Origin of the sequence: Marinobacter santoriniensis NKSG1 (genome assembly GCF_000347775.1) — a bacterium.
In the GTDB taxonomy this organism is placed as follows: domain Bacteria; phylum Pseudomonadota; class Gammaproteobacteria; order Pseudomonadales; family Oleiphilaceae; genus Marinobacter; species Marinobacter santoriniensis.
In genome coordinates this window covers 1-22791 of sequence record NZ_APAT01000015.1, presented here as the reverse complement: position 1 = coordinate 22791, position 22791 = coordinate 1, and the positions used below count along the sequence as shown (strand labels likewise).

Annotated in this window: 20 protein-coding genes; 5 read left to right on the top strand and 15 right to left on the bottom strand. The window is 53.6% G+C overall.

The features are described from left to right. Positions 1 to 2: 2 nt before the first annotated feature. The 4 genes from MSNKSG1_RS05860 to MSNKSG1_RS05845 form a co-directional block, all read right to left on the bottom strand. Positions 3 to 1055 (bottom strand): NAD(P)-dependent alcohol dehydrogenase, encoded by a 1053-nt coding sequence (locus MSNKSG1_RS05860; RefSeq protein WP_008938328.1) that lies wholly within the window; start codon positions 1053 to 1055, stop codon positions 3 to 5. Positions 1056 to 1203: 148 nt separating this feature from the next. Beyond that, positions 1204 to 3405, bottom strand: coding sequence for a PepSY domain-containing protein (locus tag MSNKSG1_RS05855; RefSeq protein ID WP_008938327.1), 2202 nt, complete (start codon positions 3403 to 3405; stop codon positions 1204 to 1206). Positions 3406 to 3426: 21 nt separating this feature from the next. After that, complete coding sequence (locus MSNKSG1_RS05850) at positions 3427 to 3885, bottom strand: DUF2271 domain-containing protein (RefSeq protein WP_040886765.1); 459 nt, start codon at positions 3883 to 3885, stop codon at positions 3427 to 3429. A gap of 104 nt (positions 3886 to 3989) precedes the next feature. Then, the gene (locus MSNKSG1_RS05845; RefSeq protein WP_008938325.1) at positions 3990 to 4385 is read right to left on the bottom strand and encodes a PepSY domain-containing protein; all 396 of its coding nucleotides are present in this window, start codon (positions 4383 to 4385) and stop codon (positions 3990 to 3992) included. Between the two features lie 190 nt (positions 4386 to 4575). Here MSNKSG1_RS05845 and MSNKSG1_RS05840 point away from each other — a divergent pair, with 190 nt between their 5' ends. Further along, complete coding sequence (locus MSNKSG1_RS05840; RefSeq protein ID WP_008938324.1) at positions 4576 to 5235, top strand: response regulator; 660 nt, start codon at positions 4576 to 4578, stop codon at positions 5233 to 5235. Continuing rightward, positions 5235 to 6590: an ATP-binding protein gene (locus MSNKSG1_RS05835; protein ID WP_008938323.1), complete on the top strand. Its 1356-nt coding sequence runs from the start codon at positions 5235 to 5237 to the stop codon at positions 6588 to 6590. Before MSNKSG1_RS05840 ends, MSNKSG1_RS05835 begins: the two co-directional genes overlap by 1 nt. Here MSNKSG1_RS05835 and MSNKSG1_RS05830 read toward each other — a convergent pair. From MSNKSG1_RS05830 to MSNKSG1_RS05805, 6 genes are all read right to left on the bottom strand, one after another. Continuing rightward, positions 6573 to 8168, bottom strand: coding sequence for an ArnT family glycosyltransferase (locus MSNKSG1_RS05830; RefSeq protein WP_152638733.1), 1596 nt, complete (start codon positions 8166 to 8168; stop codon positions 6573 to 6575). The two genes, MSNKSG1_RS05835 and MSNKSG1_RS05830, sit on opposite strands and share 18 nt — an antisense overlap. A 67-nt stretch (positions 8169 to 8235) precedes the next feature. Continuing rightward, positions 8236 to 8550, bottom strand: coding sequence for a DUF190 domain-containing protein (locus MSNKSG1_RS05825; protein ID WP_008938321.1), 315 nt, complete (start codon positions 8548 to 8550; stop codon positions 8236 to 8238). A gap of 6 nt (positions 8551 to 8556) precedes the next feature. After that, positions 8557 to 8949 (bottom strand): fluoride efflux transporter CrcB, encoded by a 393-nt coding sequence (gene crcB, locus MSNKSG1_RS05820; protein WP_008938320.1) that lies wholly within the window; start codon positions 8947 to 8949, stop codon positions 8557 to 8559. Positions 8950 to 9081: 132 nt separating this feature from the next. After that, positions 9082 to 9336 (bottom strand): hypothetical protein, encoded by a 255-nt coding sequence (locus tag MSNKSG1_RS05815; protein WP_008938319.1) that lies wholly within the window; start codon positions 9334 to 9336, stop codon positions 9082 to 9084. A 146-nt stretch (positions 9337 to 9482) separates the two neighbouring features. Beyond that, positions 9483 to 9911, bottom strand: a complete 429-nt coding sequence (locus MSNKSG1_RS18690) for an NfeD family protein (protein ID WP_008938318.1) — start codon at positions 9909 to 9911, stop codon at positions 9483 to 9485. A gap of 53 nt (positions 9912 to 9964) precedes the next feature. Continuing rightward, entirely contained in the window at positions 9965 to 10918 is a 954-nt protein-coding gene (locus MSNKSG1_RS05805) for an SPFH domain-containing protein (RefSeq protein ID WP_008938317.1), read from the bottom strand. 128 nt (positions 10919 to 11046) lie between these two features. On the opposite strand from MSNKSG1_RS05805, the gene MSNKSG1_RS05800 reads away from it, so the two are divergent. Continuing rightward, complete coding sequence (locus tag MSNKSG1_RS05800) at positions 11047 to 11913, top strand: AraC family transcriptional regulator (RefSeq protein ID WP_008938316.1); 867 nt, start codon at positions 11047 to 11049, stop codon at positions 11911 to 11913. Between the two features lie 249 nt (positions 11914 to 12162). Next, positions 12163 to 13524 carry an InlB B-repeat-containing protein gene (locus MSNKSG1_RS05795; protein WP_008938315.1) on the top strand — a complete coding sequence of 454 codons (1362 nt, stop codon included), beginning with the start codon at positions 12163 to 12165 and terminating at the stop codon, positions 13522 to 13524. 11 nt (positions 13525 to 13535) lie between these two features. On the opposite strand, the gene MSNKSG1_RS05790 is transcribed toward MSNKSG1_RS05795, so the two are convergent. After that, positions 13536 to 14408 (bottom strand): pirin family protein, encoded by an 873-nt coding sequence (locus MSNKSG1_RS05790; protein WP_008938314.1) that lies wholly within the window; start codon positions 14406 to 14408, stop codon positions 13536 to 13538. A gap of 53 nt (positions 14409 to 14461) precedes the next feature. Further along, positions 14462 to 15082 (bottom strand): isochorismate family cysteine hydrolase YcaC, encoded by a 621-nt coding sequence (gene ycaC / locus MSNKSG1_RS05785; protein ID WP_008938313.1) that lies wholly within the window; start codon positions 15080 to 15082, stop codon positions 14462 to 14464. Between the two features lie 208 nt (positions 15083 to 15290). On the opposite strand from ycaC, the gene MSNKSG1_RS05780 reads away from it, so the two are divergent. Next, the gene (locus MSNKSG1_RS05780) at positions 15291 to 16205 is read left to right on the top strand and encodes a LysR substrate-binding domain-containing protein (RefSeq protein WP_008938312.1); all 915 of its coding nucleotides are present in this window, start codon (positions 15291 to 15293) and stop codon (positions 16203 to 16205) included. 406 nt (positions 16206 to 16611) lie between these two features. Here the strand turns inward: MSNKSG1_RS05780 and MSNKSG1_RS05775 are convergent, their stop codons facing one another. The 3 genes from MSNKSG1_RS05775 to MSNKSG1_RS05765 form a co-directional block, all read right to left on the bottom strand. Next, the gene (locus tag MSNKSG1_RS05775; RefSeq protein ID WP_008938311.1) at positions 16612 to 19815 is read right to left on the bottom strand and encodes a type I restriction endonuclease subunit R; all 3204 of its coding nucleotides are present in this window, start codon (positions 19813 to 19815) and stop codon (positions 16612 to 16614) included. Then, positions 19815 to 20960, bottom strand: coding sequence for a restriction endonuclease subunit S (locus MSNKSG1_RS05770; RefSeq protein WP_008938310.1), 1146 nt, complete (start codon positions 20958 to 20960; stop codon positions 19815 to 19817). The genes MSNKSG1_RS05775 and MSNKSG1_RS05770 overlap by 1 nt, the downstream gene beginning before the upstream one ends. Next, positions 20957 to 22791 (bottom strand): HsdM family class I SAM-dependent methyltransferase (locus MSNKSG1_RS05765; RefSeq protein ID WP_040886697.1); only part of this gene is annotated, 1835 nt, incomplete at its 5' end. The genes MSNKSG1_RS05765 and MSNKSG1_RS05770, both read right to left, overlap by 4 nt.

Here is a 22791-nt window from a genome sequence, read left to right as displayed (position 1 = left end):
GCTTATTCGGCCAGGGTCGCGTTGTCGATCACGAACCGGTATTTCACGTCGCTTTTCAGCATCCGCTCATACGCTTCGTTGATGGCTTTGGCGGGAATCAGCTCGATATCCGCCACGATCTTGTGTTCCGCACAGAAGTCCAGCATCTCCTGGGTTTCCGCAATGCCACCGATCAGCGATCCGGCGATATTGCGACGCTTGAAGATCAGGTTTCCGATAGCGGGTGAGGGGTGCGGATCCTCCGGAACGCCTACCATGGTCAGGGTGCCGTCGCGCTTGAGAAGGTTGGTGTATGCATCGAGGTTGTGGCTCGCTGCGACGGTATTGAGGATGAAGTCGAACGTGCCGGCATGGGCTGCCATTTCGTCCTCGTTCCTGGAAACGATGACCTCATCGGCTCCCAGCTCCCGGGCCGCTTCACGCTTGCTCTCGGAGGTCGTGAATGCAACGGTGTGGGCGCCCATGGCGTGAGCCAGTTTGACCCCCATGTGACCCAGACCACCGATTCCCACAATGCCGACTTTTTTGCCGGGCCCAACGTTCCAGTGGCGCAGCGGTGAGTAGGTGGTAATGCCGGCGCACAACAACGGTGCCACCGCCGCCAGCTGGTCCTCCGGATGGCGAATCTTCAGGACAAAATTCTGATCCACGACGATTTTCTGTGAATACCCACCCAGGGTGTGTCCGGGATGATCCTCGGTGGCGCCATTGTAGGTGGGGGTAAAGCCGTTTTCGCAATACTGCTCAAGGCCTTCGTCGCAGGAGTGGCAATGCTGGCAGCTGTCGACCATGCAACCCACGCCAACGGTATCGCCCACACGGAAGGCGCTGACCTTGTCGCCGACAGCGCTCACATGGCCCACGATTTCATGGCCCGGCACGCAGGGGTAGTGGGTGCCTCCCCACTCGGAGCGAACCTGATGGAGATCGGAATGGCAGACGCCGCAGTAAACAATGTCAATTTGCACATCGTCCGGACCGGGCGCTCGACGCTGAATGTCCATGCTTTCGAGTGGTTTGTCTGAGGCATGGGCGCCATAAGCTTTCACTTCCATAGCATGCTCCTGATGTTGGTGATGAGTAGGTCACTGAAACAGTTCGTAAGCGTAGCTTACGAGTCGTTACCCTGCTATCTACGTGGATAAACGAAAGGTGGCTCAGCGACTTCGACCAAAGTGTCAGTCGCCGATGTCGCCACATTCATCAATAAACGTCTTCAAGGTACCGTCCCTCGGCTCTGAGGGCACTCACGTCCAGTTTCAAGGGCGCGAGAATCTCGTCGAGAGCGGTCATTACGCCCTGCGCCATGTCCCGGCCCCCACACACGAGGACCTGGCCGCCATTGTTGATCACCTGCCGGAGCCGGGAGGCGTCAGCCCGGAGACGGTCCTGCACGTAATGTCCCTGCTCAACCCGGGAGAACGCGGTGTTCAGCTCGCTCAGCCGTTTGTCCTCAAGGCATCGTGTCAGGACATCCCGATACAGAAAGTCGGAGTTGGGGTTACGGCCACCCCAGTACAGGTACATCGGTTTTCGAGCCCCGTTTTTTCGGATAAAGCCCGCCAACGGACCGATACCGGTCCCTGCACCAATCAGAACGACCGGAGAGCCACCGGTGGTTGGCCGGAAATCGGGATTGGGTTGGATGAACGCCTGGATCTCCTCGCCCGGCTTTAGTTGCTGAAGGTGTGTCGAGCAGAGACCGCCCTGGTGCTTGCGGACGCAGATCTCGGCAACGCCGTCTTCGCTGGAGGACGCCAGGGAATAGAATCTCGGCGTCTCGCTGCCGGGTGGGAGTATGCCAATCAGATCACCCGCTTCGAAGGGCCGGGTTTCGGTATCCCGGCTGTTTTTCATATCGGACTCGGATGGACGAAAACGCAAAACAAAAATAGGCGAATCCGGTTCTCCATAGCTCTCACGGTCCAGAAGTGTCATCGGTTGGGTGGCAGGTCGCTCCGGCGTGTGATTCACAGACAGTTCGATGCCCATCGACTCGCCCAGTCGGCGGCTCCACCGATTGAACACCTGACTGTTCTTCCGGTCGATCCACTCGGCAGCAATCAATCGCGGCCATCCCTTGCGCGCCAGGGCATGCTCGACGTCCTTGGCAAAACCACAGAATGCAGGGAATTGTCTGTCGCCGAAGCCGAGCACGGCATAGGGAAGATTCAGATCATCCGACATCCGCTCCAGCCGATCCAGAAACCCGGAGGCCGAAGCTGGCGCATCGCCTTCCCCGTAGGTGGCAGTCAATACGATCATTCGCCGGGCCCTGGGGTAGGAACGGGCCAGGCTGTTCATGGCCGCCAGATGCACACGCGAACCGCTATCGATCAGCGCCGTGGTGAGGGCTTCGGCAAATCCCCAGGTCGTGTTGCCTTCGCTGCCAACCAGAATCACAGTGTCCGCATCCTCCCTGGAATAGCCGACGGACTTTGGTGCGGAACGTCTGCGACGCCACCAGATGACAGTGCCGGTCATGGAGAGGGCCGGGACTCCCAGGGCTCCTATGCCGAGTATGATGGCGAGCCACCACAGGCCCTCACCGGTGTGCAGCTGATAGATCAGTCCGTATACGCCTGACGGCATGGGGCAAGGCGTGAACGAAAGCAGGTCCCCGGTGACCGGATCAACGAAACCGGCACCCCGGGTGGTTCTCAGCGAATAGACATCCTGAGGATCATCAGGGAAGGGGAAGACCAGCTCCTGGAGCTGGGCAAGGTCGACGCTCCGGAGGGCCTTGAGGTCACCCACCGGCGCCCTTGGCGCATCGTGGTTGACGGTCGGGAAAGGTGGCTCTTTCAGTGAGGCGTCGGGAAGCAGCCCGAACCGGGTTGCGGACATGTAGGTCCCTGAAAGGGCAGAAAGCAGAAGCACCACGACGGTGATTCGTCCAATCTGGGTGTGCACCCGCTGTGCCAGTGTGCCTTTGAGTGGCTTGGCCAGATTACGCCAGCCGCCCTGGCGCCTGACCAGGAACAGGAGGCCGGACAGGCATACGATGGACATCAGAGCGGCTGCAATGCCGACGGTACCCCGGCCGGCGTCACCAAGCATCAGTGAACGATGCAGGTCCTTCACCCACCGGAAGAACCGGGAGGGCTCGTATGGTGCAATGGCGTTGCCGGTAGTCGGGTTGATGAGAGCGGCACCGGTGGATCCATCATTGGTGTAGTAGGCAATGACGGACCCCGAAGGGGTGCGCTTGATCTGTTCGGTGCCGGGATAGTGGCTCACAATACGGTCTGCAAGCTGGGCGACGGACAGTTCTCCGGCCGGGGGCACAACCGCCTGGCTGCGCTCCAGCACAGGATGGATTGCCATGATCGCTCCGCTGATCGCAAGGACGATGGCAAAGATCCCGACAACAAGTCCGGGTATGGAATGCAGTTTGCGCAACATGCTCAACTCCGGCAACGAGGCTTATTTGAAATCGTAGCGAAGGGATTTGACGTATCCGCGCCCCGATACCGGCGTGCCGGCCCCATCGCGGGTTAGCGGAACAACGACATCGGAGGGCGCATCCCTGAGGTCCTCAACGGCGCTGTCGATTCTTACCTGATATCCGCCATCGAACAGCTTGTCCGCCAGATCAACGGTCACGTTCAAAGTTCTTCCGCTCTGGACCGAAGCCCCGGTCAGGCCATCGTATTCGCTGCGCGAAAGATTGCTGCCCCGGGCCCATTGGCGGAGGTGCCGGTAATATTTGGACTTTCCACCTGCAACCCACAGCGTGCCCTGGTACTGCCCCTTGTCGTCAGTGACGTACAGCGCAAGGTAGGCACCGTCGCCATAGTAGGGTTTGAGCTCCGCAGAAAAGGTCACTTCCCTGGCTGAGGCCGGCATGCTGACCGCAAGGGCGGGGACCAGCAGCAATGCCATGAGGAACAGGCGCCGAATAGCGGATCCATGTCGTGGTTGTGCATTGTCGTTCGTCATCAGTTGATTCATTCGTTCTACCCTCTGGATTTGAAACACTCGAGGCCTCATTGCACCGATACCTTCGGGCGCGCATTAATCAGGCTGTTCGCAGGAGGCTGGGCCGGGGTTGATGTCTGTGGATCGACGGACGGAGCAAGCCTTTCATGTTCGTTCTCTTCGTCGTCATCATCGCCTTCGTATTCCTGGCCCATACTTTCGAAAGTCGACGGAGAGAACGTTGCCTCGACACGCTGGCCCGCAGGATTGACCCCTTCGACTTCATAACAGCCGTCATCGACCTTGATTCGCATGACCTGCCATCCCGAGCTCTGCAGGTATTGGAGCAGCTGGGACTTCGGGCGCCAGTTGGCGACGGGTTCATAACAGTCGTCGTCAGCCTGTACGCCGGTACTCACAACAGTTGCGGCGAAAACGGCGCCGGCTATCAGTAACGCTTTCATGGAATTCCTCCTGACCTTGAGCAAGAACACCGGTGGTCCGGTAGCTATAATGCTGCAGTGTAGAGAGCGTTCCTGACATCAACCTGAATGATCCTGTTCAGGTTCCGGTAAGGTTTGTGTGTAACGATGCCGCGCTGACCGTAGCCTGATGAAGGCGGCATGTTGGATAAATTGTGGGAGTTGGCAGAGCGTGCGAATCCTTTTGGTGGAGGATAACCCCGTCCTGGGCGAGGCAGTCGTGGACCAGTTGACGGAAGATGGCCATGCCATGGACTGGGCAAAGAGTCTGGCTGAAGCCGAAGCCATTGCACGAGTGACTGACTACAACCTGGTTTTACTGGATCTGATGTTGCCGGACGGGCATGGACTCGATCTGCTCAAAGGTTTTCGACGGCGGGGCGATCTTTCACCGGTCATTATTCTTACCGCAAAGGATCAGGTCTCTGACCGGATCGCCGGGCTGAATGCCGGCGCTGACGATTATCTGGTCAAGCCATTCGACCTTGAGGAACTCTCTGCGCGGGTCTCCGCGGTGGCACGTCGATATCACGGAAACCCCAATCCGTTTCTGGAGCTGGGACCTCTTCAGGTGGATCTTTCGGCTCACAGCATTTTCCACGAGGGGAAAAGCGTTGAACTGACGGCACGTGAATGGGCTCTGTTCGAGGGGCTTATCCAGCGTCCGGGGCACCTGCTGACGAAAACCCAGCTTGAGGACCGCCTGTACGCCTACGGGACGGAAATCGAAAGCAACACCATCGAGGTGTATATCAGCCGGATCCGAAAGAAGCTCGGACGCGACGCCATCGAAACGGTTCGGGGAATGGGCTACCGCCTGGGTTATTCATGATGCAGGAATCCTTTCAGCGACCGGTCAGCCTCCAGCGAAGGTTGGGCGTTGGTCTCACCATTCTGCTTGCCAGTCTGTGGCTTGCCGCCACCGGCATAGCCGGCTTTGTCGTTCGCTCGGAAATGTATGAGGTCTTTGACAGCGCCCTGCAGGAAACCGCTGAGCGGCTGATGCCCCTGGCTGTTATGGAAATCCTCAACCAGGACACCTCAAACGGTTCGATCAATCCGCAGAACATTGCACCACTGCAGGAGGCGAAGGAATACCTGACCTACACGGTCCGCGACGCCAGTGGTAACGTGCTTCTGCAATCCCACGAAGCGAAAGGGGATATCTTTCCGGCCAGCCCCGAGACCGGATTCCACAGCACCGACCACTACCGCTTCTATGGCACGTCAGCCATCAGTAACACCCTTTTTATCGAAGTTGCGGAACCGCTGGAACACCGTCGCAAGGCGCTCCTGGAAACGGTGCTGGCTCTCCTGGTCCCGTTGGCGCTGGCCATTCCCCTGAGCTTTCTCGGTGTCTGGTACTACGTTCGACAAAGCCTCAGGCCAATGGTGGCCTACCGCGATGCGATCGAAGCCAGAGGTGAGGGCGATCTGACACCGGTCGACAGTCAGGGACGATTGCCCGCGGAGATGGAACCGGTTTCCCGGGCGGTCAACAGTCTGATGGAGAGACTGGAGCGCGCCCTGGAAGCTGAACGCAGTTTTACCGCCAACAGCGCCCACGAGCTGCGGACACCGATTGCTGAAGCATTGGCCCAGACCCAGCGATTGAAGCGGGAAATTGCCGATGTTTTACCGTCCGATGAACGAATAAAACGGATTGAATCGTCGCTCCGGAAGCTGTCCCGGCTCTCTGAAAAGCTCATGCAGCTGGCCAGGGCCGAGGGAGCGGGACTGCTATTACCGGAGGCGGCCGACCTGACACCTGTTTTGCATTATGTGCTTCAGGATTTTCGAGGGTCATCCGATCGACTCGATGTCGACGTGCCCGAAGATGGTCCTGTGCTTTCCAGACTGGACCCCGATGTGTTTGCCATTCTGGCACGCAACCTCATTGAAAATGCGCTCAAATATGGCGGTGAGGACGAATCGGTCGGGGTTCAGCTAAGTCCGGGTGTGTTCCGGGTGACCAATAGTGGGCCTCCAGTGGAAGAGCAAACGCTTCGGGGGTTGAGCGAGAGGTTCGTGCGGGGCAGGGGCACGGCCAAGGTCCACGGATCCGGACTGGGCCTGGCGATCGTCAGCGCGATCGCACAGGGTGTGCACACGAGCCTGGACATTCGGTCTCCCGCAACGGGGCGATCCGATGGGTTCGAAGTGGCGTTCTCACTGCCCGGCGCCTGAACGTTTGTATCTTAGCCAATCGTCAACCGACACGATCAGTGCCTGTTCGCCCCGATATGGGTAGACGGCCTTTGCCACATCGCCCAGAGACGTCTCGTTGCGATCCTGGTAGACAATCAGGACGGCCCCGCGATGGTTGGGCGCCCACCGCCGGAGTTCATCGCCCCGCAAGACTTTGAGCGGATGCTCGAGCCTGCCGGCAAACTGATACTGATTGTGGTACTTGTCGACATTCACCACCGTGATTCCCTGGTCCTGCAATGCCCGGATCTCCATCGCGATGGGGCGAACATCCTGGCGTTGGGAAAGACCGATAAAGTTAACGAGAACGCCGATAAGCAGAGCCAAAGGAAAGACGGCAATCAGACACAGGCGTTCAACCTCGCTCGCGCCCGAGCGCATCAGAAGTGCCAGCCCCAATGCCAGCGGAAGCAACCCGCCCAGGCGCGGTGTGTCTTCACAGGCCGGATAGGACCCGCTCAGCTGACACCACTCCGGAGCCAGCATCAGAGCAATTCCGATCAACAGGGACAGGCTGCCCAACACAATGAGGCTGATCCGCCGGACCGGGCGCTCCTCGAACCGTCGGGCCAGCCAGAGCGCGACAGCCGGCAGGACCGGAATGAGGTAATGAATCTGTTTGCCGCTGATCAGGGAAAAGGCCAGCAAGGTGACGCCGAACCAGAGCGCGCAAAACCGCTCCCCCGCGTCGCGCCAGACCCGTCCCCGCCAGGCTTTTTCCCAGACCATAATGCCCCAGGGAAGAAGCAGGATCGGGAGCAGCATCAGATACCAGTACCATGGGCGGGCGTGGGCGAATGACTCCACCATTCGGCCGGCAGTCTGCTTCCAGATCAGTGCGTTTTCAAAATCGGGGCCGCCCCGTTGTATCGCGGGGTACACCCACGCCAACATGATCAAGGCACTGAGAATGACCGCAACCAGGATGCCGGCATACCAGCGGCCGATCCGGAAGCCGTCGGAATCCGGGCGCCACAAAGGCACCAAAACCAGGATGGGCAGTACATCGAGGAGAATCACCGGACCCTTGGTCAACATGCCGCCACCCAGCATCACCCCACAAAGTGCGAACCAGCGGAGAGAGGCATGCGGATAGGCTTTCAGGGCAGACACAACCGCGGCCAGGGCAAAGAAACCGAGGACGATGTCGAACATGATGGTGGTTGAATACAGCAACCACGCCAGAAAGCTGGCAAGTACCAACGGAGCGACTGAGCGTATTGCCGGGCGTTCCGGCCAGAAAAAGCGGGCGATGGCAGAAACCAACGGCAGGGCAGCCAACGCCGCAAGCAGTGAAATCAGCCTTGGGGAATAGTCATTCACGCCAAAAACCGCCCATCCAGTGTGCATGAGCCAGAAAAGAAGAGGGGGTTTATGGGAGTAGGGCTCGCCATTCAGCGTCGGCAGGATGAAATCCCCGTTGTGCCACATTTCCCATGCAACGGAGAGATATCGGGTTTCATCAATCGGAAAGGGTTGGCGAAGAATCACGCTCCCCAATCCGGCAAGGAGAAGGAGACTGGCTGTGTACCAGGCAACCGGCGTTTTTCCAGACACGTTTTACCCTCCCGGCATCCTGCATTTTATGGAAGGTCTCTTCTATCAATGAAGTATGGCAGTCCCGTTACGGGAGATCTCCGAACTCCACCTCTTTGCGAACGCAGAACACATGTATTCCGGCTGACCGCACTGCCTCAATCAGTTTGTCGCCAATGTGTTGGTTCACGACAAACATGATCTCCATGGGCTGGTCGGCCAGTTCAAAGAAATGGGCCGAGTGAAGGTGACCGGAGAGGCCCTGTCCCTCGCTGTCCATCCGCGTGGTGACACGCTGGACTCCGTGGTCCTTCGCCATATCAACGATCAGCTTGCTGACCAGTTTGCCCTCGTGTCGACGATTCTGGGGCGTTATGAAGAGAATTTCGTAGCCTTTTTCCATGGTCGTTTACCCCGCCTGTAGCCATCGAACAAAAACGAACGTACCCATTCCTGCGAGTGTCATGGCCAGCGAACCACCCACATGAACCGCAATACCCCCCAATGCCCACCAGAATCGTCCGGATTGCAGCAGGCTGACTATCTCTGCGGAGAATGTCGAAAATGTGGTCAGGGCGCCCATGAATCCGGTAATCACGAACAGGCGCCATTCCGGCGCCAGATTGGTGAAATGCGAAAACACCATAATCGACAGACCGATCAGGTATCCGCCCACCAGGTTCGCAACCAATGTGCCCGGTGGAATATTCGGAAACAGCGCGTTCAGCTGGATACCCAGGAACCACCGAAGCAAAGCGCCACAGGCAGCACCGCCAGAGACGGCCAGAATGGATAAGAGCATGTGTATCTCACTGGGGCAGGTTTTGAACCAAAACTAGTAAAAGATCAATGACTTTGCAACGAGTAAGATTGGTTTTGATCAACCAGGCTGGAAACAGGATGCGGGAAAGGGCCGGGCACCGCCCGGCGAATTTCAAATGATTGTGGCTGCCTTGATACCCCAGTACTCCGGCGTTACGCGCGGATCGAGCATCATCGAGTCTTTCTCACCTTTAGCCGGTATCTCTTTGACTGGCTGAGGTTTTTTCGCTTTTTCCTCTTGCTGCCGCTTCAGACTCTCTTCCAGGATCTGTTCGGCAATGTATTGCTGGGCGCAAACGCCACTGCCATACCCCAACAACACCAGGAAAGCGGCTAACGATCCCAGACTGGCTGTTTTTCGTTTCATGGTGGGCCCCCCTTTCGGTTCCTTCCGGTTCTTAGACACGCCAAAAGGGGAATTGGTTACATCGGGATATAGATTGTTTTGCGATCTAAAATGTCATTATCCTATCTAAAATGACCAAGACTGTTCTCCGGTAGAGTCAGGCGTAGTCACCCGGAGATGCTTACATAAGCCTTGTTGTTCCGGAATTCCCGGATTTCCAGAGTGGTGCCGGGAGTACGGTGTTGTGGAGCAATATCGTCGGGGTTACCAATCTGCCAAAATGTTCCGTTGGCAAACACGGTCAGAACACCGGTTTCGGTGACATGCAGCTCACCGGTCGTCCGGGAAAATGTATGGAGTGCCTCTTGCGAGGCGTTTTCTCCAGCGATGCACCGGTCTCGGAAAAAATACAGCAGGACGGCCCCGATCAAGGCTGCCAGCAACAACTGGATGCCCGCGTTGAGGTCTGGGATCAATAAGGTCAAAAGCCCCGCAATCACGGCCCCAAAGCCGAACCACAGAACAATGAACGCGCCGATGAATACTTCGGCAATTACCAGTGCGATGCCCAGAGTGACCAGAAGCCACCACGACATGGATAACTCCATCATTTTTTCACAGCCTCGTTTGCACGAGGCTTCTCCCTGTTTCAGCGAGTGGCGGTTTCCGTCTTCTTACCCAGGAACTCCCGGGCCATTGCGAGGGAGCCGAGCAGGTCGCTGGCTTCGTAGGGCACAACGATCTTGTTCTGGCTATCACTGGCGGCAATACCTGTCCAGGCTGCGATACGGTCCTGGGCCAGGAGGTATTCGCCGGCGTCGGGGTTGTCCCGGAGACCCGCGGCCACCAGTTCAATGGCCTGCTTCTGCCCCTCGGCTTTCAGCACTTCCTCGGCCTTTGCCGCCTCGGCCATCAGAACCTGCTCTTTCTTCCTCGCCTCTGCAGTCCGCTCCAGCGCTTCGGCTTCCCGATAGGCCCGCTCCTTGTCGCCTTCGGCTTTGGCGATGGTAGCGTTCTTGTCGGCTTCCGCCTTCTGCTCGATTGCGCGGCGCTCGCGGGTTGCCTGAAGCTGGAGCTCCATGGCCCGCTGCACATTTTCGGGTACCGAGATGTCACTGATCTCAACCCTGGTTACCTTGGCACCCCAACCCCCGGATGCGTTATCCAGAGCCAGGAGCAGGGCGGCGTTCATTTCCTCACGACTGGACAATGTATTATCCAGCTCCATCTTGCCGATCTCAGACCTCAGCGTTGTCTGGGCCAGCTGGGCGACGGCGTATTTGAGATCATTGATCTCGTAAGTGGCGAGTTTGGCATCGTTGATCCGCAGAAACACAACACCGTCAATCGTTATCTGAACATTGTCAGAGGTGATAACTTGTTGTGAAGGTATGTCGATAACCTGTTCCTGAGTGCTGAAAGTCTGGCGAACCTGGTCGACGAAGGGAACGATGACGTTAAGCCCCCCATTCAGGACCCGGTGGAAACGACCCAGCCTTTCAATAACCTGTACTTCCGCCTGAGGCACAATCCGAACCGCTTTGGCGAGAGTCACAACAACGAGGAGGGCGATTACGCCCGAAACGATCAGAACAATATCCATAAAATCCAGCTTTCCCTGATTTAGGTTTTGGTGGAGGGATTATCTACGCATACTGCCCACTGAGCAATTTCAGTCAGGATCGCACAACATCCCTGGGGCATAGTGGCTGCCGTTGAGGAGGTGTACCAGTGAATGACACAAAGGCAGCGGCGTATGCCCGGCGATTCGAGCGGGTTTTCGCCTACATCGACAAGCATCTGTCCGGGGATCTGTCCCTGGATCGACTGAGCGAAGTGGCGAATTTCTCGAAGTTCCACTTTCACAGGCAGTTCTCGCAATACGCGGGTATCAGCGTGACACGTTATATCCAGCTAATGCGACTGCGCCGGGCGTCATACCGCCTGGCGTTTGAGGATGCGACCCCGATCATCGATATCGCCCTGGAAGCGGGCTTTGGGAACCCGGAGTCCTTTTCCCGGGCGTTCAAGAGCACCTTTGGCCACACACCCTCTCAATTCAGAAAAGCTCCGGCGTGGCAGCCGTGGCACGAACGTTATCAACTACCTCCAAGAGAGCGGATAGAGCCAATGAATGTAGAAATTATTGATTTCCCGGAAACAGCCGTTGCGGTGCTTGAGCATCGGGGATCGCCCGCACTGGTCAATGAATCAGCCAAGCGGTTCATCGACTGGCGTAAACGTACCGGCCTTTCACCGGTCAAGACCAGCGAGACCTTTGGTCTGGCCTACGACGACCCGGCAACCACGTCGCCAGAAGCGTTCCGTTTCGATATTTGCGGGTCCGTCAAACAACCGGTTCCAGAAAACGATCAGGGCATCGTCAACAAGGTGATTCCGGCCGGACGTTGCGCAGTGATTCGCCATCTCGGATCTCACGACAGCATCGGCGAGCCGGCTTATTACCTTTACCGGCTGTGGTTACCAGAAAGCGGGGAGGAACTGCGGGATTTTCCATTGTTCTTTCATTACCACAACCTGATTCCGGACACGCCAGAGCATGAACTGGTGACGGACGTATGTTTGCCGCTGGTTTGAATCATCTGAACGAAATGGCAGGTTCAGCGGTGCAGGGCAGGAGCCTGTTTCGCCGAGCCTGCTCCTGGTCGCAGCGATGAGGTATTTGAAGGAAGGATTAAGAATTCGTCCACAAAATACGAATTGACATTCATTTTTTTGGGCGTTTTCCGCCAAGGTTTGTCGCATTTCACGATAGGTTGAATTAGATTTCTCTTCGTTTTTGATCGCGAAAATCCGATAAAAGTCAGTAAAACGGAGAGTTACCGAATGGACGCATTTCCCTTCCGTCACGCATTTAACACGTTCAAAACGCTCATTATTACCCTGAGTTTCGCGTTTTTAGTGGCCGCTTGTGGTGGTGAGGGAAACAGCGGATCGGATGACGAAAACGCATCTGCCAACAAGGCCCTCGAGACCGCTCCCCATACTGTTGCCTTATATGCTGAACCTGAAAACGCTGGAACCTATAGTGGCGGGGGCCAGTATAAAGACGGCCAGAAAGCATCCCTGACCGCTCAAACCACGCCCCATTATGTTTTCGTCAACTGGACAGACGGAGACGGTCACGTCATCTCAGAGCGTCCCGATTTCGAACTGACGGTAGATCACGACTACGCGTTGCAGGCAAACTTCGAGCTGGCACGCACCGCTTATCCGATTGGCACTCCTCCGGCAGGCGTCATCACCGAACTCAGGGCTGCCGGTGAGCCGGGATTGTTATTCGCAAGCACTGCCGAGAAAACGATCGGAGACCAGTTGAATGGCCTGTGGAGATCTCAAAACTGGGGAGCGAGCTGGGAAAGATTGGCAAAAGGGAAGGTGCCCTTCATTTCGGTCGGTTCCGGCGACCCTGATCTCGTCATTGTGGGAGTCGAGGACTTCTTTGTGATCTCTATGGATGCGGGTGAGAACTGGTCGACTGGCGGGGTTAGGGATGCCTCCGGTAATCTGGTGGCATTCAATGATGGGGCGGCCTTTACCGCAGAGTGGGGCATATACATGGTAAGCTCAGCCATTTCGGGTGCCGGTATTTATTTGCTCAACCCATTTGACCGCACGTCGTTCCTGTTATTTTCAGAGACAGATACTGGGGTGGTCGAAAAGGCCCAGTTTCAACACATAGAAGTTTCCCCATCCAATCCGAACATTATCTACGCCAGCACAGCGACCAACAACGAATTCGTAAAATCCTTCGATGGTGGGTGGTCGTACTACTCGTTGATCGACGGACTCGCGCCAACTGGCGGAACCATTGGTGACGGCATCGCCTTGAACCCCCTGAATTCCAATCAACTGTTTGTAGATGGAAGTCTGAGTGTCGACGGTGGGGTTAACTGGACCCCAAACAGCCAGGTAACGCTTGGTCGAACATTCTGGGTCGACGATTACGTGGTCCGGTTCAATGAAATCGATTCTGTTGGCATTCTCGAGGTGTCCAGGGATTTCGGCGCGTCCTGGACTGATGTACTGACGCTCGATGATGGCTCCGGAACTGGTTTCAACACTGTGAGCATTTTTTCAGTGGGCAGAAATCAGGTGTATTTTGAAGCGATCCCGAATGGCAGTAGCACGGCCGGTATTTACGGGATCGATTTTTCATTGATCAGGAGTGGCATAGAGTCATTATGATGCTGGCGTGTTTACCCCGGCATCGGAATAAACTCATCAGTGTCACCCGGAACCAGAGGAAACGACCGATTCTTCCAGTCGGTTTTTGCCTGGTCGATCCGGTCTTTTCTACTTGAAACGAAATTCCACTCGATAAACCGTTTGCCAAGTGGTTCTCCGCCGATCACCGCAATCAGAGAGTCCTCGTGCGCTTCAATAGTCACACCTTCCTCACGGTTAAGCACCGCCATTGAGTGCGCCGGCAGAGGTGTACCTCGTGCTTGAATTTTTCCCTCCACGACATATATGGCGCGTTCATCGTCGTCAGGTATCGCCAGGGTTTGTCCTGTTTTGAGCCGCGCTTCCACGTACAGTGTCTTTGCAAAAGTCCGGACCGGCACGCCGTTAACGTCAACCTGAGGTATATCATCGGCGCGATAATGAAAAAAGGCGGGCTCCATTTCTTCGTCTTCCTCCGGTAGTGCTAGCCAGAGCTGGAGCCCATGAAGCCTATGATGTTCAGCTGTGATTTCCGGTCGCTCACGTTCGGAATGAACGATACCCTTACCAGCTACCATGAGATTCACATCCCCAGGACGAATGGCCTGGAAACTACCGAGCGAGTCCCGGTGCAGGATTTCGCCTTCAAAGAGATAGGTCACCGTGGCCAGGTTAATGTGCGGGTGAGGGCGAACATTGATGCCGTCTCCGGGCTCGAACTCTGCAGGCCCCATGTGGTCGAAAAATATCCAGGGACCAACCATTTTCAGGCGCGCAGTTGGGAGTGTTCGGCGCACAGAAAATCCTCCGAGGTCTTTGTCCCGAGGTTTGATAGTCAGTTGGATAGCGTCACAACCGGTGGAAATGTCGCACGGTTGTTCTGGTTTGCGCTCAAGTGTGCTCATGGAGGGCATCCTTAATTCACATCCCTGTGAGTATAGTTTGTCAGTCTTGGCTCTTACGCCTTTTGTGCGGAAAAACTCTGCATAAGGTTGGCGTAGTGGGGAAGGTGTTTGGCCAGAATACCACCGAAGCCTTCTATGTCGTTTCGCCAGTCCCGATGCAGTTCACAGCCAACGCTGAACCAATTCATCAGCTGAGCTCCGGCCTGCTCCATACGGCTCCATGCGGCGTCGCGGGTAGTCTGATTGAATGTGCCGGACGCATCCGTCACTACAAACACCTCGTAGCCTTCTTCGAGCGCAGAAAGGGTTGGGAACGCGACGCAGACATCGGTCACGACACCTGCAATCAGGAGCTGCTTTTTACCGGTCGCTTTTACTGCATTAACGAAATCCTCGTTATCCCAGCAATTAATCTGTCCTGGCCGGGCAAAGTATGGCGCATCTGGGAAACATTCCTTCACCTCCGGAACCATGGGCCCGTTAGGACCATCCTCGAAGCTAGTGGTGAGAATAGTGGGGATATCAAAAAACCTGGCAATGTCGGCGAGCGCCAGTACATTGTTCTTGAAGTCGTCCGGGCTGAAATCCCGTACTAACGACAGCAGCCCCGCCTGGTGGTCAACCATCAGCAGTGCGACGTCGTCCTTGTTAAGTCGATTATAGGTATATCCCATTTCCCGTTCTCCTTGCTATTGACGTGATCAGTTTTCGCCAGCTGCATTGTTTAGTAGGTTGCATTGGCGCCAAAGAGGCCTTTTTCTATATGATCCAGGCCGTTTCAGTTCCCTCAATGGAGGAACACGGATTAGACTAAAGCCGCTCGATTTAGCTGGGTAGACAGCGAAATTCGTACTGACTGTTCCATGAATAGGACGATTTCATATGCAGGACCTGAACGATCTTTACTACTTCGTCCAGGTGGTGGACTACGGTGGTTTCGCACCAGCGGGAAGGGCGCTTGGCATTCCCAAATCCAAACTAAACCGGCGAGTCGCCTTGCTTGAGGATCGGCTGGATACAAGGTTGATCAACCGCTCAACAAGACGCTTCACCGTTACCGAACTGGGAAAGGAGTATTATCGGCATTGCGTCGCGATGCTGGTGGAAGCCGATGCGGCACAGGAGCTCATTGATCGATCACGATCGGAGCCCCGGGGAACTGTTAGGCTGAGTTGCCCGCCTGGCCTGATTTATTTTCTTATCTCGCCGCTTCTGGTTCGATTCATGGAAAAGTTTCCAAAGGTGAAAGTGGAGATGGAAGCGACCAGCCGCCGCGTTGATGTCTTGAAAGAGGGCTTCGACATCGCCCTGAGGGTCCGTTTTCCACCTTTGGAGGATAGCGACCTGACAATGAAGGTTCTTTCCCGAAGCCCACAATGTCTGATGGCGTCGCCCGAACTTCTCGCCAGTCCGAGAAGTGTTGAAGTACCGGAGGATTTAATCGCATTTCCAAGCCTCGATTTTGAACAGCCGGGTGGCAAACATGTGTGGTGCCTTGACGGCCCAGACGGTATCTCGGTCCAGATTGCCCATAACCCACGTCTGGTCACTGATGACGTATTCACATTACGTCAGGCCGCGTTAGCAGGGCTGGGTGTTGTCCGAATGCCGCTTATTGTTGCTGGTCGGGATTTAATCGAGGGGCGACTCATCAATGTGATTCCCGGATGGCATCCGCGTGGTGGAATTTTCCATGCGGTTTTTCCCTCGCGAAGAGGTTTGTTGCCAGCTGTCAGGGCACTTCTTGATTTCCTGAGTGAGTCATTGGATGAAGTGGACTTTACGTTGTCCGAATGAGGAGAGGGTCACGACTGCAATGGAGATAGGTATCAAGTATTCGGACCCACATTCGATTTAACATAATATACATTATGCGCAGTATAGTGTGGTGGCCCGCAATCAAGACGAGCAACTTAGGTGGTGTTAATTTCAGACGAGACTGAGATTCGGTCTCACGAGGATTGAAATCTATAACTATCTTTATATCAGAAGCTTGCGAGTACGTTCGACTGTTTCACCTGTAATTTTTCAAAAGCAACATGAGATTCTTGGTGCAGCGAGGTCGCGCTCCTCTTGTTCACGATCGGTGCAATCTTGGCACTCACTTAGTAATCTTATTTCTTCCTCGAGACTGAGTTCAGGCGCGGGCCCGACCAGAATTGCTCACGGTTGCTCGAACCCTTTTGTCCGCATTGAGGCGAACTCAGATGGCACTCATCCAAGCGCCGTTGCGCTGTGAAATCAACAAATGCACAAATACTGCCTCAGTTTTTTCCTCAACTTCTTCAGGATTAAAGCTCTCAGGCAAGCCAGTTTTCTCATCCCACAAGAAATTTTTGATTTTCACCTTAATCTCATCTCGCGTACTCTGCTTGGCGGAAAAGTTCTGCACTCGATCCAGCTCTTCTCTTATCGTCTTGTACAGGCCTTCGGACACTGTCTTAATACGATCAATTTCTTTCCCGGAAAGATCTGGCTTCAATAGCAAATCAAACAGCGCTAAGGAATCTTCCGACAGGCCCTCCTTGACTGCTCGCTGTTCCTCCTCGCTCAAATCATCAACCAGTTTAATTAAAGCTTCGAAGGTCGCTTCAATAGTTACCCGGTCTTTCTCATTGTTATATGCATCAACGATTTCCTCGTAGTGCTTCTGAAAATCCGTCCGAGTCGGGTTCTGCATGAGCATTTTAAGGAGCTTTTTCTCGATGACCTCTTTGAGACTTTGAACGGTTGTGTTCTTAGCGGGCGAGCGCTCAAATTCTCTTCGCAGCCGATCAAAGTCGATCTTGCTGATATCATAAAGTTTGCCTTGACCCTTGCCGCCACTTTTCGGCTCAATACTCTCTTCAATTGCAGCGTGAAGTTTGCGCATGATGTCGGAAATATCAGCCTTCTCTACATCCTCTTTCAAGCTTTTGTAGATAATATTGATTGCATCGTAGGCGGAGCGGTAGTTATTTATAGCCTTAATCGTCAAACAGGCCTTGAACTTTTTGAACACCTCACGGCAGATAATCTCAAATCGCTTGCGGGTTTCATCGTTTTGGTTGATTACTTCTTTTGCGTCAATAATTACCTTGTTGCGCTCAAAGCCCGTTTTCTCAAGGACATCTTCCAATCTAAATTCTTTTCCGGCCAGAAAAGCTCTTATTGTCTCTATAGTTTCTTCAAGATCCGCAAGCAATTCTTCTTCTGGTTTTACCGGATCAAACTCTGGCGGCGGCTTGTCATCTCCGCCCCCACCGCCAGAATGGCCAGCAAAGGTCGCAAGGGCTTTGCGTAAGTTCTTCAAGATACCGCAGTAATCTACGATCAGGCCGTTATTTTTGCCTTCGGCTACACGGTTGGCGCGGGCTATCGCCTGCATCAAGGTGTGCGCCTTAAGCGGCTTATCAAGATATAGCGTCGACATGGTTGGCACATCAAAGCCTGTCAGCCACATGGCGCAAACGATGGCCACACGAAAAGGATGGTCCTCCTTCTTAAAAGCGCTCTCCATGTCCAGGCGTTTGCCATCGACCGTTTCAAAGCCTTCCTTAATAAGCCTTCGGTGTGGGGTGATATCAAGATCCCACTTGCGGAATTTATCGACCTCGCCCTGCTCTTCACTGACCACCACAGCCATGATGGTTTCACGCATCCAAGCAAGCTTGCGCTCCATCTGCATGACAGCTTGCTCATCAGAGAGTTTCGGCAACTCTTTTTCAACCTCAGCGATTTTTTCCTGCCACTTCTCGAGGATAATCTGCTGCATACGAACGCAGGTGATTTTGTCGATACAGACCATCATCGCCTTGCCGTTTTGACCGCCAACGCTGTAGTGATCGACGAAGTCTTCGGCTATCTGCTCCAAACGGCTTTGCGCCGTGATGATGTGATAGTCACGTTTTAGCTCACGCTCCAAGCGCTCGGACACATCCTGATCTTCAATCTCGATCTCTTCGAGCTTGGCTGCGATTTTTTCATTGAGGTCATTGGTCGCAAGGCCGAGCTTTTCACCCCTGGCATCGTAGTAAAGAGGAACTGTTGCGTGATCTTCTACAGCCCTCTGGAAGTCATAGGTCGAGACGTATTCCCCAAATACCCGTCGAGTGATTTCATCATCTTTAAAGAGCGGCGTCCCGGTGAAGCCGATATAGCTGGCATTGGGCAGCGCGTTGCGCAAGTTCAATGATAAGCGCCCATATTGGGTTCGGTGCGCTTCATCGGTAATCACGATAACATCGTCGCGATCCGAATACGGATCATCGGGATCAACATCCTTATTGAATTTCTGCACTAGCGTGAAGACATAGGCTTTATGCTGGTGGAGCAATTCTTTTAGGTGATGGCCTGAGCCCGCGCGGCATGGATCCTGATCATTATCAACAAGCCCACACCCTGCAAAGGTGTTATAGATCTGACCATCCAGATCCTCACGATCGGTACAAATCAGGAAGGTAAAGTTACCGCCAAGCTTGCGGTGAATTTTACGAGCAAAGAATACGATGGAATAAGACTTACCAGAGCCCTGCGTATGCCAGAACACGCCCAGCTTGCCCTGTCGCTCTTCACGCTTCTTTACCGCTTCGATGGCACGGTTCACGCCTAAGAACTGATGGTTACGGGCAAGGATCTTAATTAGCTTGCCATCGCTCTCATCAAACAGCGTATAGTTTTCGAAGAGATCAAGAAAATCGCGTTTATTACAGATACCTTTGAGCAAAGTCTCCATATCCACAACACCTGGATCATCCTCGGCCAAACGTTTCCAGTCATTGAAATGCGCAAACTTGCTGGAAACCGATCCAATCCTGGCGTCCACACCGTTACCTAGAATCACAAAGGCATTGTGGTGAAAGAGATGGGGAATAGTGTCTTTGTAATCAGACAGGTTTTGCTCATAAGCATGACGAATGTCTTTGTGAATGGTCTTGCACTCAATGAACATCAAGGGAAGGCCATTAACAAAACCAACAATGTCGGCGCGGCGGCGGTAAATATCACCACGCACCCATAGCTCACGAACACAAAGGAAGTGATTGTTTTCAGGGTCGTCAAAATCAATGACTCTCAGACGCTTTTTCTCAAGCTCACCTTTAGCATTGCGGAACTGAACCTGAACGCCGCTTTTAATCAACTCATACTGTTCAAAATTGATTTGCAGCGTGTTCTCGGTCACGGGGGCTTCGGTGATCTGGCGCAGCGCATCCTGATAGGCAGTATTGGGGAAGCCTGGATTAAGCTTCATTAGTGCCTCGCCCAGATGACGGGTGAGAACAACTTCTCTATCAGACGCCCTGCCGAGCGTGCCTTCCTTGCCAAAACTCTCACTGTTATAGGCAAAGATACTTTCCCAGCCTAACTGGTCTTTCAGATAATCGGCTGTGGTTGCTTGAACCAGCGTATCTTCATTGAGCAGTGCCATCAGACTGCAATCTCCCCATTCATGAGTTTAGGAAGAAGGAGGTCACGAGCTAAGGCCAATTGTTTATTCTGGTCCCTTAATTTAGAAACCTGCTTCATGTTCGTTGATGCAATATCGGTGAAAGCCTGCATTAACTGTTCAGTTGGGATTAAGAGAATTTGATCTTTCAGAAATTTAAAATGACGCGCGTAAAAATAATTTGACAGATCAACTGTCACCAAAGCAAAGTAAAAATACTGAATACTTAGCCTGTCATCATTTGGATGCAGCAACTGAGTACCGTCGGCTCCGCATGCAAATGGAAAATCGATAAATTTTAAAACCCTAGTATGATCACCAAAAACCACAAGTGGTAGAGGCTCTTTAATTACGATATCGGAAGCATCAGTATATCCACCTATAAAATCCCGTGATTGATCTACACAAGGAAACTCGCCAAACTCTAAATACTCATCTTTTTTTACCTTGCCGGGACGTTTTATTTTCATTAAAAGATCGCCCACCTTTTTAGACTCCCACCCTGCCGGCACGCCATTTATAATTTTAATATGCTCATGTCCGGGGAAGCGGAAACGCACAAACCACTCTTTAAATAACTGTCTAGCGGACTCCTCGAGCAACTCTATCCGCCGATTGTTGTTGTCGATGAGTTCGTCGTACTTGCAAAGGATGTCAGCTATAGATTTTTGAGTCCGGAAGTTCGGGACTGGAAATTTAAGCGAAAGTAATTTGCCTTGGCTTAGATTATCTTGAGCCGCACCTTGAGTGAAATTCATGTATCGTTTCTTCAACATTGCATCGAAAAGATACTTGATAAAACGCGCATCGGCTTTCTCTTTTTCGGGGATGAAGCCTATTACGCTGTCAGGAAAGCAGGCCCTAATTTTTAAAATTGAGGTATCGGCGATATTCGCTGCGATGGTGATACACAAAGTTCCCTCAGGCCAAAGTTTGCTTTGTGCCAATCCCGCTTCGCTATAAGTATGCTCATATTCAGTTAAATATAACCCAGCATGCTTCACATCACCTGTTTGTATAAAGGGGTATTCACCTCCATAAAGGTGAGCTGCGTCACGAGGCCTATGTCGAGATCGGCCTCTCGATACAGTGCCTAACTCATCAAGGCTTTTTTCCGCCCAACTCATATGCCCAATTCCTCAAAATTCTTCTGGATTCGAGCGCTTATCGTTGAGGCTTCTTCATCCAGTCCTTTAAGCTCGATATGAATATCGCGAAGCGTTTCTTCAAAATCGAAGTCTTCATCTTCTTCCTCTGGTGCGACGCCGACATAGCGACCTGGCGTCAGGCTCCAGTCATTGTCTTTGATCTCCTCGATATCCGCCAGTTTGACCAAGCCTTCCACGTCACATAGCTCGGCATCGGGGAAGCGGTCTTGCAGCCAGTGGGCCTGCTTAAAGAAATAACGAATCAGCTTTAACTGCTCGACCGTTTCTTTGCGTTGTTCGTCAAGTTCTTTAATCGGTCTGTTAAAACCTTTTGCTCCGCTATCTTTGGCGTGTTTCTCAACGAGCTTGAAGAGCTGATCAATTTGCTTAATCAGATCGCGGCTCGTTTCAGCTAAAGGCTCTAATTTTCCAGCGGTAGCGATAAGCTTCGAATTGCTCCTCTCTGCTCTGTCCCAAGTCATTGCCTCGGCGTCAATTCTTTCTTCAAAAGCTTTGAGATCTCGGGCGAGTGATTCAAAAGCAGATTTTGTGTCTTCATCTGGATTTGGAATTTTACCAATCAGTTCATCCAGTTGAGCGATAAAGCTCCATACCTGCTCTTTGCTAGACTTGGCTTCTGCAAGTGTGCGAGCTAGGTAGGTCCCAACCAGATCCAGGAAGCGCTCTTTCTGGCCACGATAGAGCCAAACGATAGAGGTCAGATTGGCCAGTTGCTCGGGCGAGAAATCGTAGATTTTGCGCGTTACCTTTGTATAGACATTCCGCGCATCCAGCATCAGCACCTTATCTTTCATGTGCTCTGCTTTGTTCTTGTTAAAGAACCAAAGCTCACAAGGTACTGAGCGGGTATAGAAGAAGTTTGAGCGGATTGCGACCATCGCGCCGACATGACCACTCTCGACCAGCTTACGGCGCACTTCGGCCTCCTGCCCTCCGGCACTGGAAGCCTGCGAGGACATGACGAAACCTGCTCGGCCAACGTCATTCAGATAGCTATAAAAGTACGAAATCCAGAGATAGTTACCGTTGGAGACTGCGCCTTTTTTATTCACCCCTGGCAAGCCAAACGGTAAGCGCGGATCGTTTTTGATTTTCTCCGCATCCACGTCATCAACGTTGAACGGCGGGTTAGCCATCACGAAGTCGGCTTTGCCCAGAAATTCATGGGGATCTTCGTAGTAGGAAATGGCCTTCTGGATTTTGCCCTCCAGACCATGGACAGCCAGGTTCATCTTGGCGAGGCGAATGGTAGTCGGGTTTTTCTCCGCTCCGTAGAAAGTGGCTACATCCTGGGGGTTCTTATGCATCTTCTCGATGAAATGAGCACTCTGCACAAACATGCCCCCAGAGCCACAAGCAGGGTCAATCACCGAGCCGTGATCTGGCTCGATAAAGTTCACGATCATCTGCACTAAGGAAACGGGCGTGAAGAACTCACCACCATCGTGGGCGCTTTGGTTAGCAAATTGGGTTAGGAAGTATTCGTAGATGCGGCCAAAGATATCGCCAGTCGCTTTCTTAAGCGCCGGGTCGTTGAAGGTACGAAGAAGATTGCCAAGAACATCGTTATCCAGTTCTTGATACTCGCTTTTCGGCAACACGCCTCTGAGGGTTTCGTAGTCGGCTTCGATGACCTCCATCGCGTCGATAATCGCTTGGGCGCGATCATCTCCTTCCTTAAGGTTCACCAGGGTGTCGAACTGTGCTTTTTCCTGAAGGAAGATCGCCCCTTTGCTGGAGAAGTCTTCTTTAGTGAGCGGTCTCGTTACACCGCCTCGGGAGGGCAGTT

Excerpts from the sequence above, each read along its gene's own strand:
- MSNKSG1_RS05860 (WP_008938328.1), bottom strand. The coding sequence starts at position 1,055 with ATGGAAGTGAAAGCTTATGGCGCCCATGCCTCAGACAAACCACTCGAA.
- MSNKSG1_RS05855 (WP_008938327.1), bottom strand. The coding sequence starts at position 3,405 with ATGTTGCGCAAACTGCATTCCATACCCGGACTTGTTGTCGGGATCTTT.
- MSNKSG1_RS05850 (WP_040886765.1), bottom strand. The coding sequence starts at position 3,885 with ATGGCATTGCTGCTGGTCCCCGCCCTTGCGGTCAGCATGCCGGCCTCA.
- MSNKSG1_RS05845 (WP_008938325.1), bottom strand. The coding sequence starts at position 4,385 with ATGAAAGCGTTACTGATAGCCGGCGCCGTTTTCGCCGCAACTGTTGTG.
- MSNKSG1_RS05835 (WP_008938323.1), top strand. The coding sequence starts at position 5,235 with ATGCAGGAATCCTTTCAGCGACCGGTCAGCCTCCAGCGAAGGTTGGGC.
- MSNKSG1_RS05825 (WP_008938321.1), bottom strand. The coding sequence starts at position 8,550 with ATGGAAAAAGGCTACGAAATTCTCTTCATAACGCCCCAGAATCGTCGA.
- crcB (WP_008938320.1), bottom strand. The coding sequence starts at position 8,949 with ATGCTCTTATCCATTCTGGCCGTCTCTGGCGGTGCTGCCTGTGGCGCT.
- MSNKSG1_RS05815 (WP_008938319.1), bottom strand. The coding sequence starts at position 9,336 with ATGAAACGAAAAACAGCCAGTCTGGGATCGTTAGCCGCTTTCCTGGTG.
- MSNKSG1_RS18690 (WP_008938318.1), bottom strand. The coding sequence starts at position 9,911 with ATGTCGTGGTGGCTTCTGGTCACTCTGGGCATCGCACTGGTAATTGCC.
- MSNKSG1_RS05805 (WP_008938317.1), bottom strand. The coding sequence starts at position 10,918 with ATGGATATTGTTCTGATCGTTTCGGGCGTAATCGCCCTCCTCGTTGTT.
- MSNKSG1_RS05795 (WP_008938315.1), top strand. The coding sequence starts at position 12,163 with ATGGACGCATTTCCCTTCCGTCACGCATTTAACACGTTCAAAACGCTC.
- MSNKSG1_RS05790 (WP_008938314.1), bottom strand. The coding sequence starts at position 14,408 with ATGAGCACACTTGAGCGCAAACCAGAACAACCGTGCGACATTTCCACC.
- ycaC (WP_008938313.1), bottom strand. The coding sequence starts at position 15,082 with ATGGGATATACCTATAATCGACTTAACAAGGACGACGTCGCACTGCTG.
- MSNKSG1_RS05780 (WP_008938312.1), top strand. The coding sequence starts at position 15,291 with ATGCAGGACCTGAACGATCTTTACTACTTCGTCCAGGTGGTGGACTAC.
- MSNKSG1_RS05775 (WP_008938311.1), bottom strand. The coding sequence starts at position 19,815 with ATGGCACTGCTCAATGAAGATACGCTGGTTCAAGCAACCACAGCCGAT.
- MSNKSG1_RS05770 (WP_008938310.1), bottom strand. The coding sequence starts at position 20,960 with ATGAGTTGGGCGGAAAAAAGCCTTGATGAGTTAGGCACTGTATCGAGA.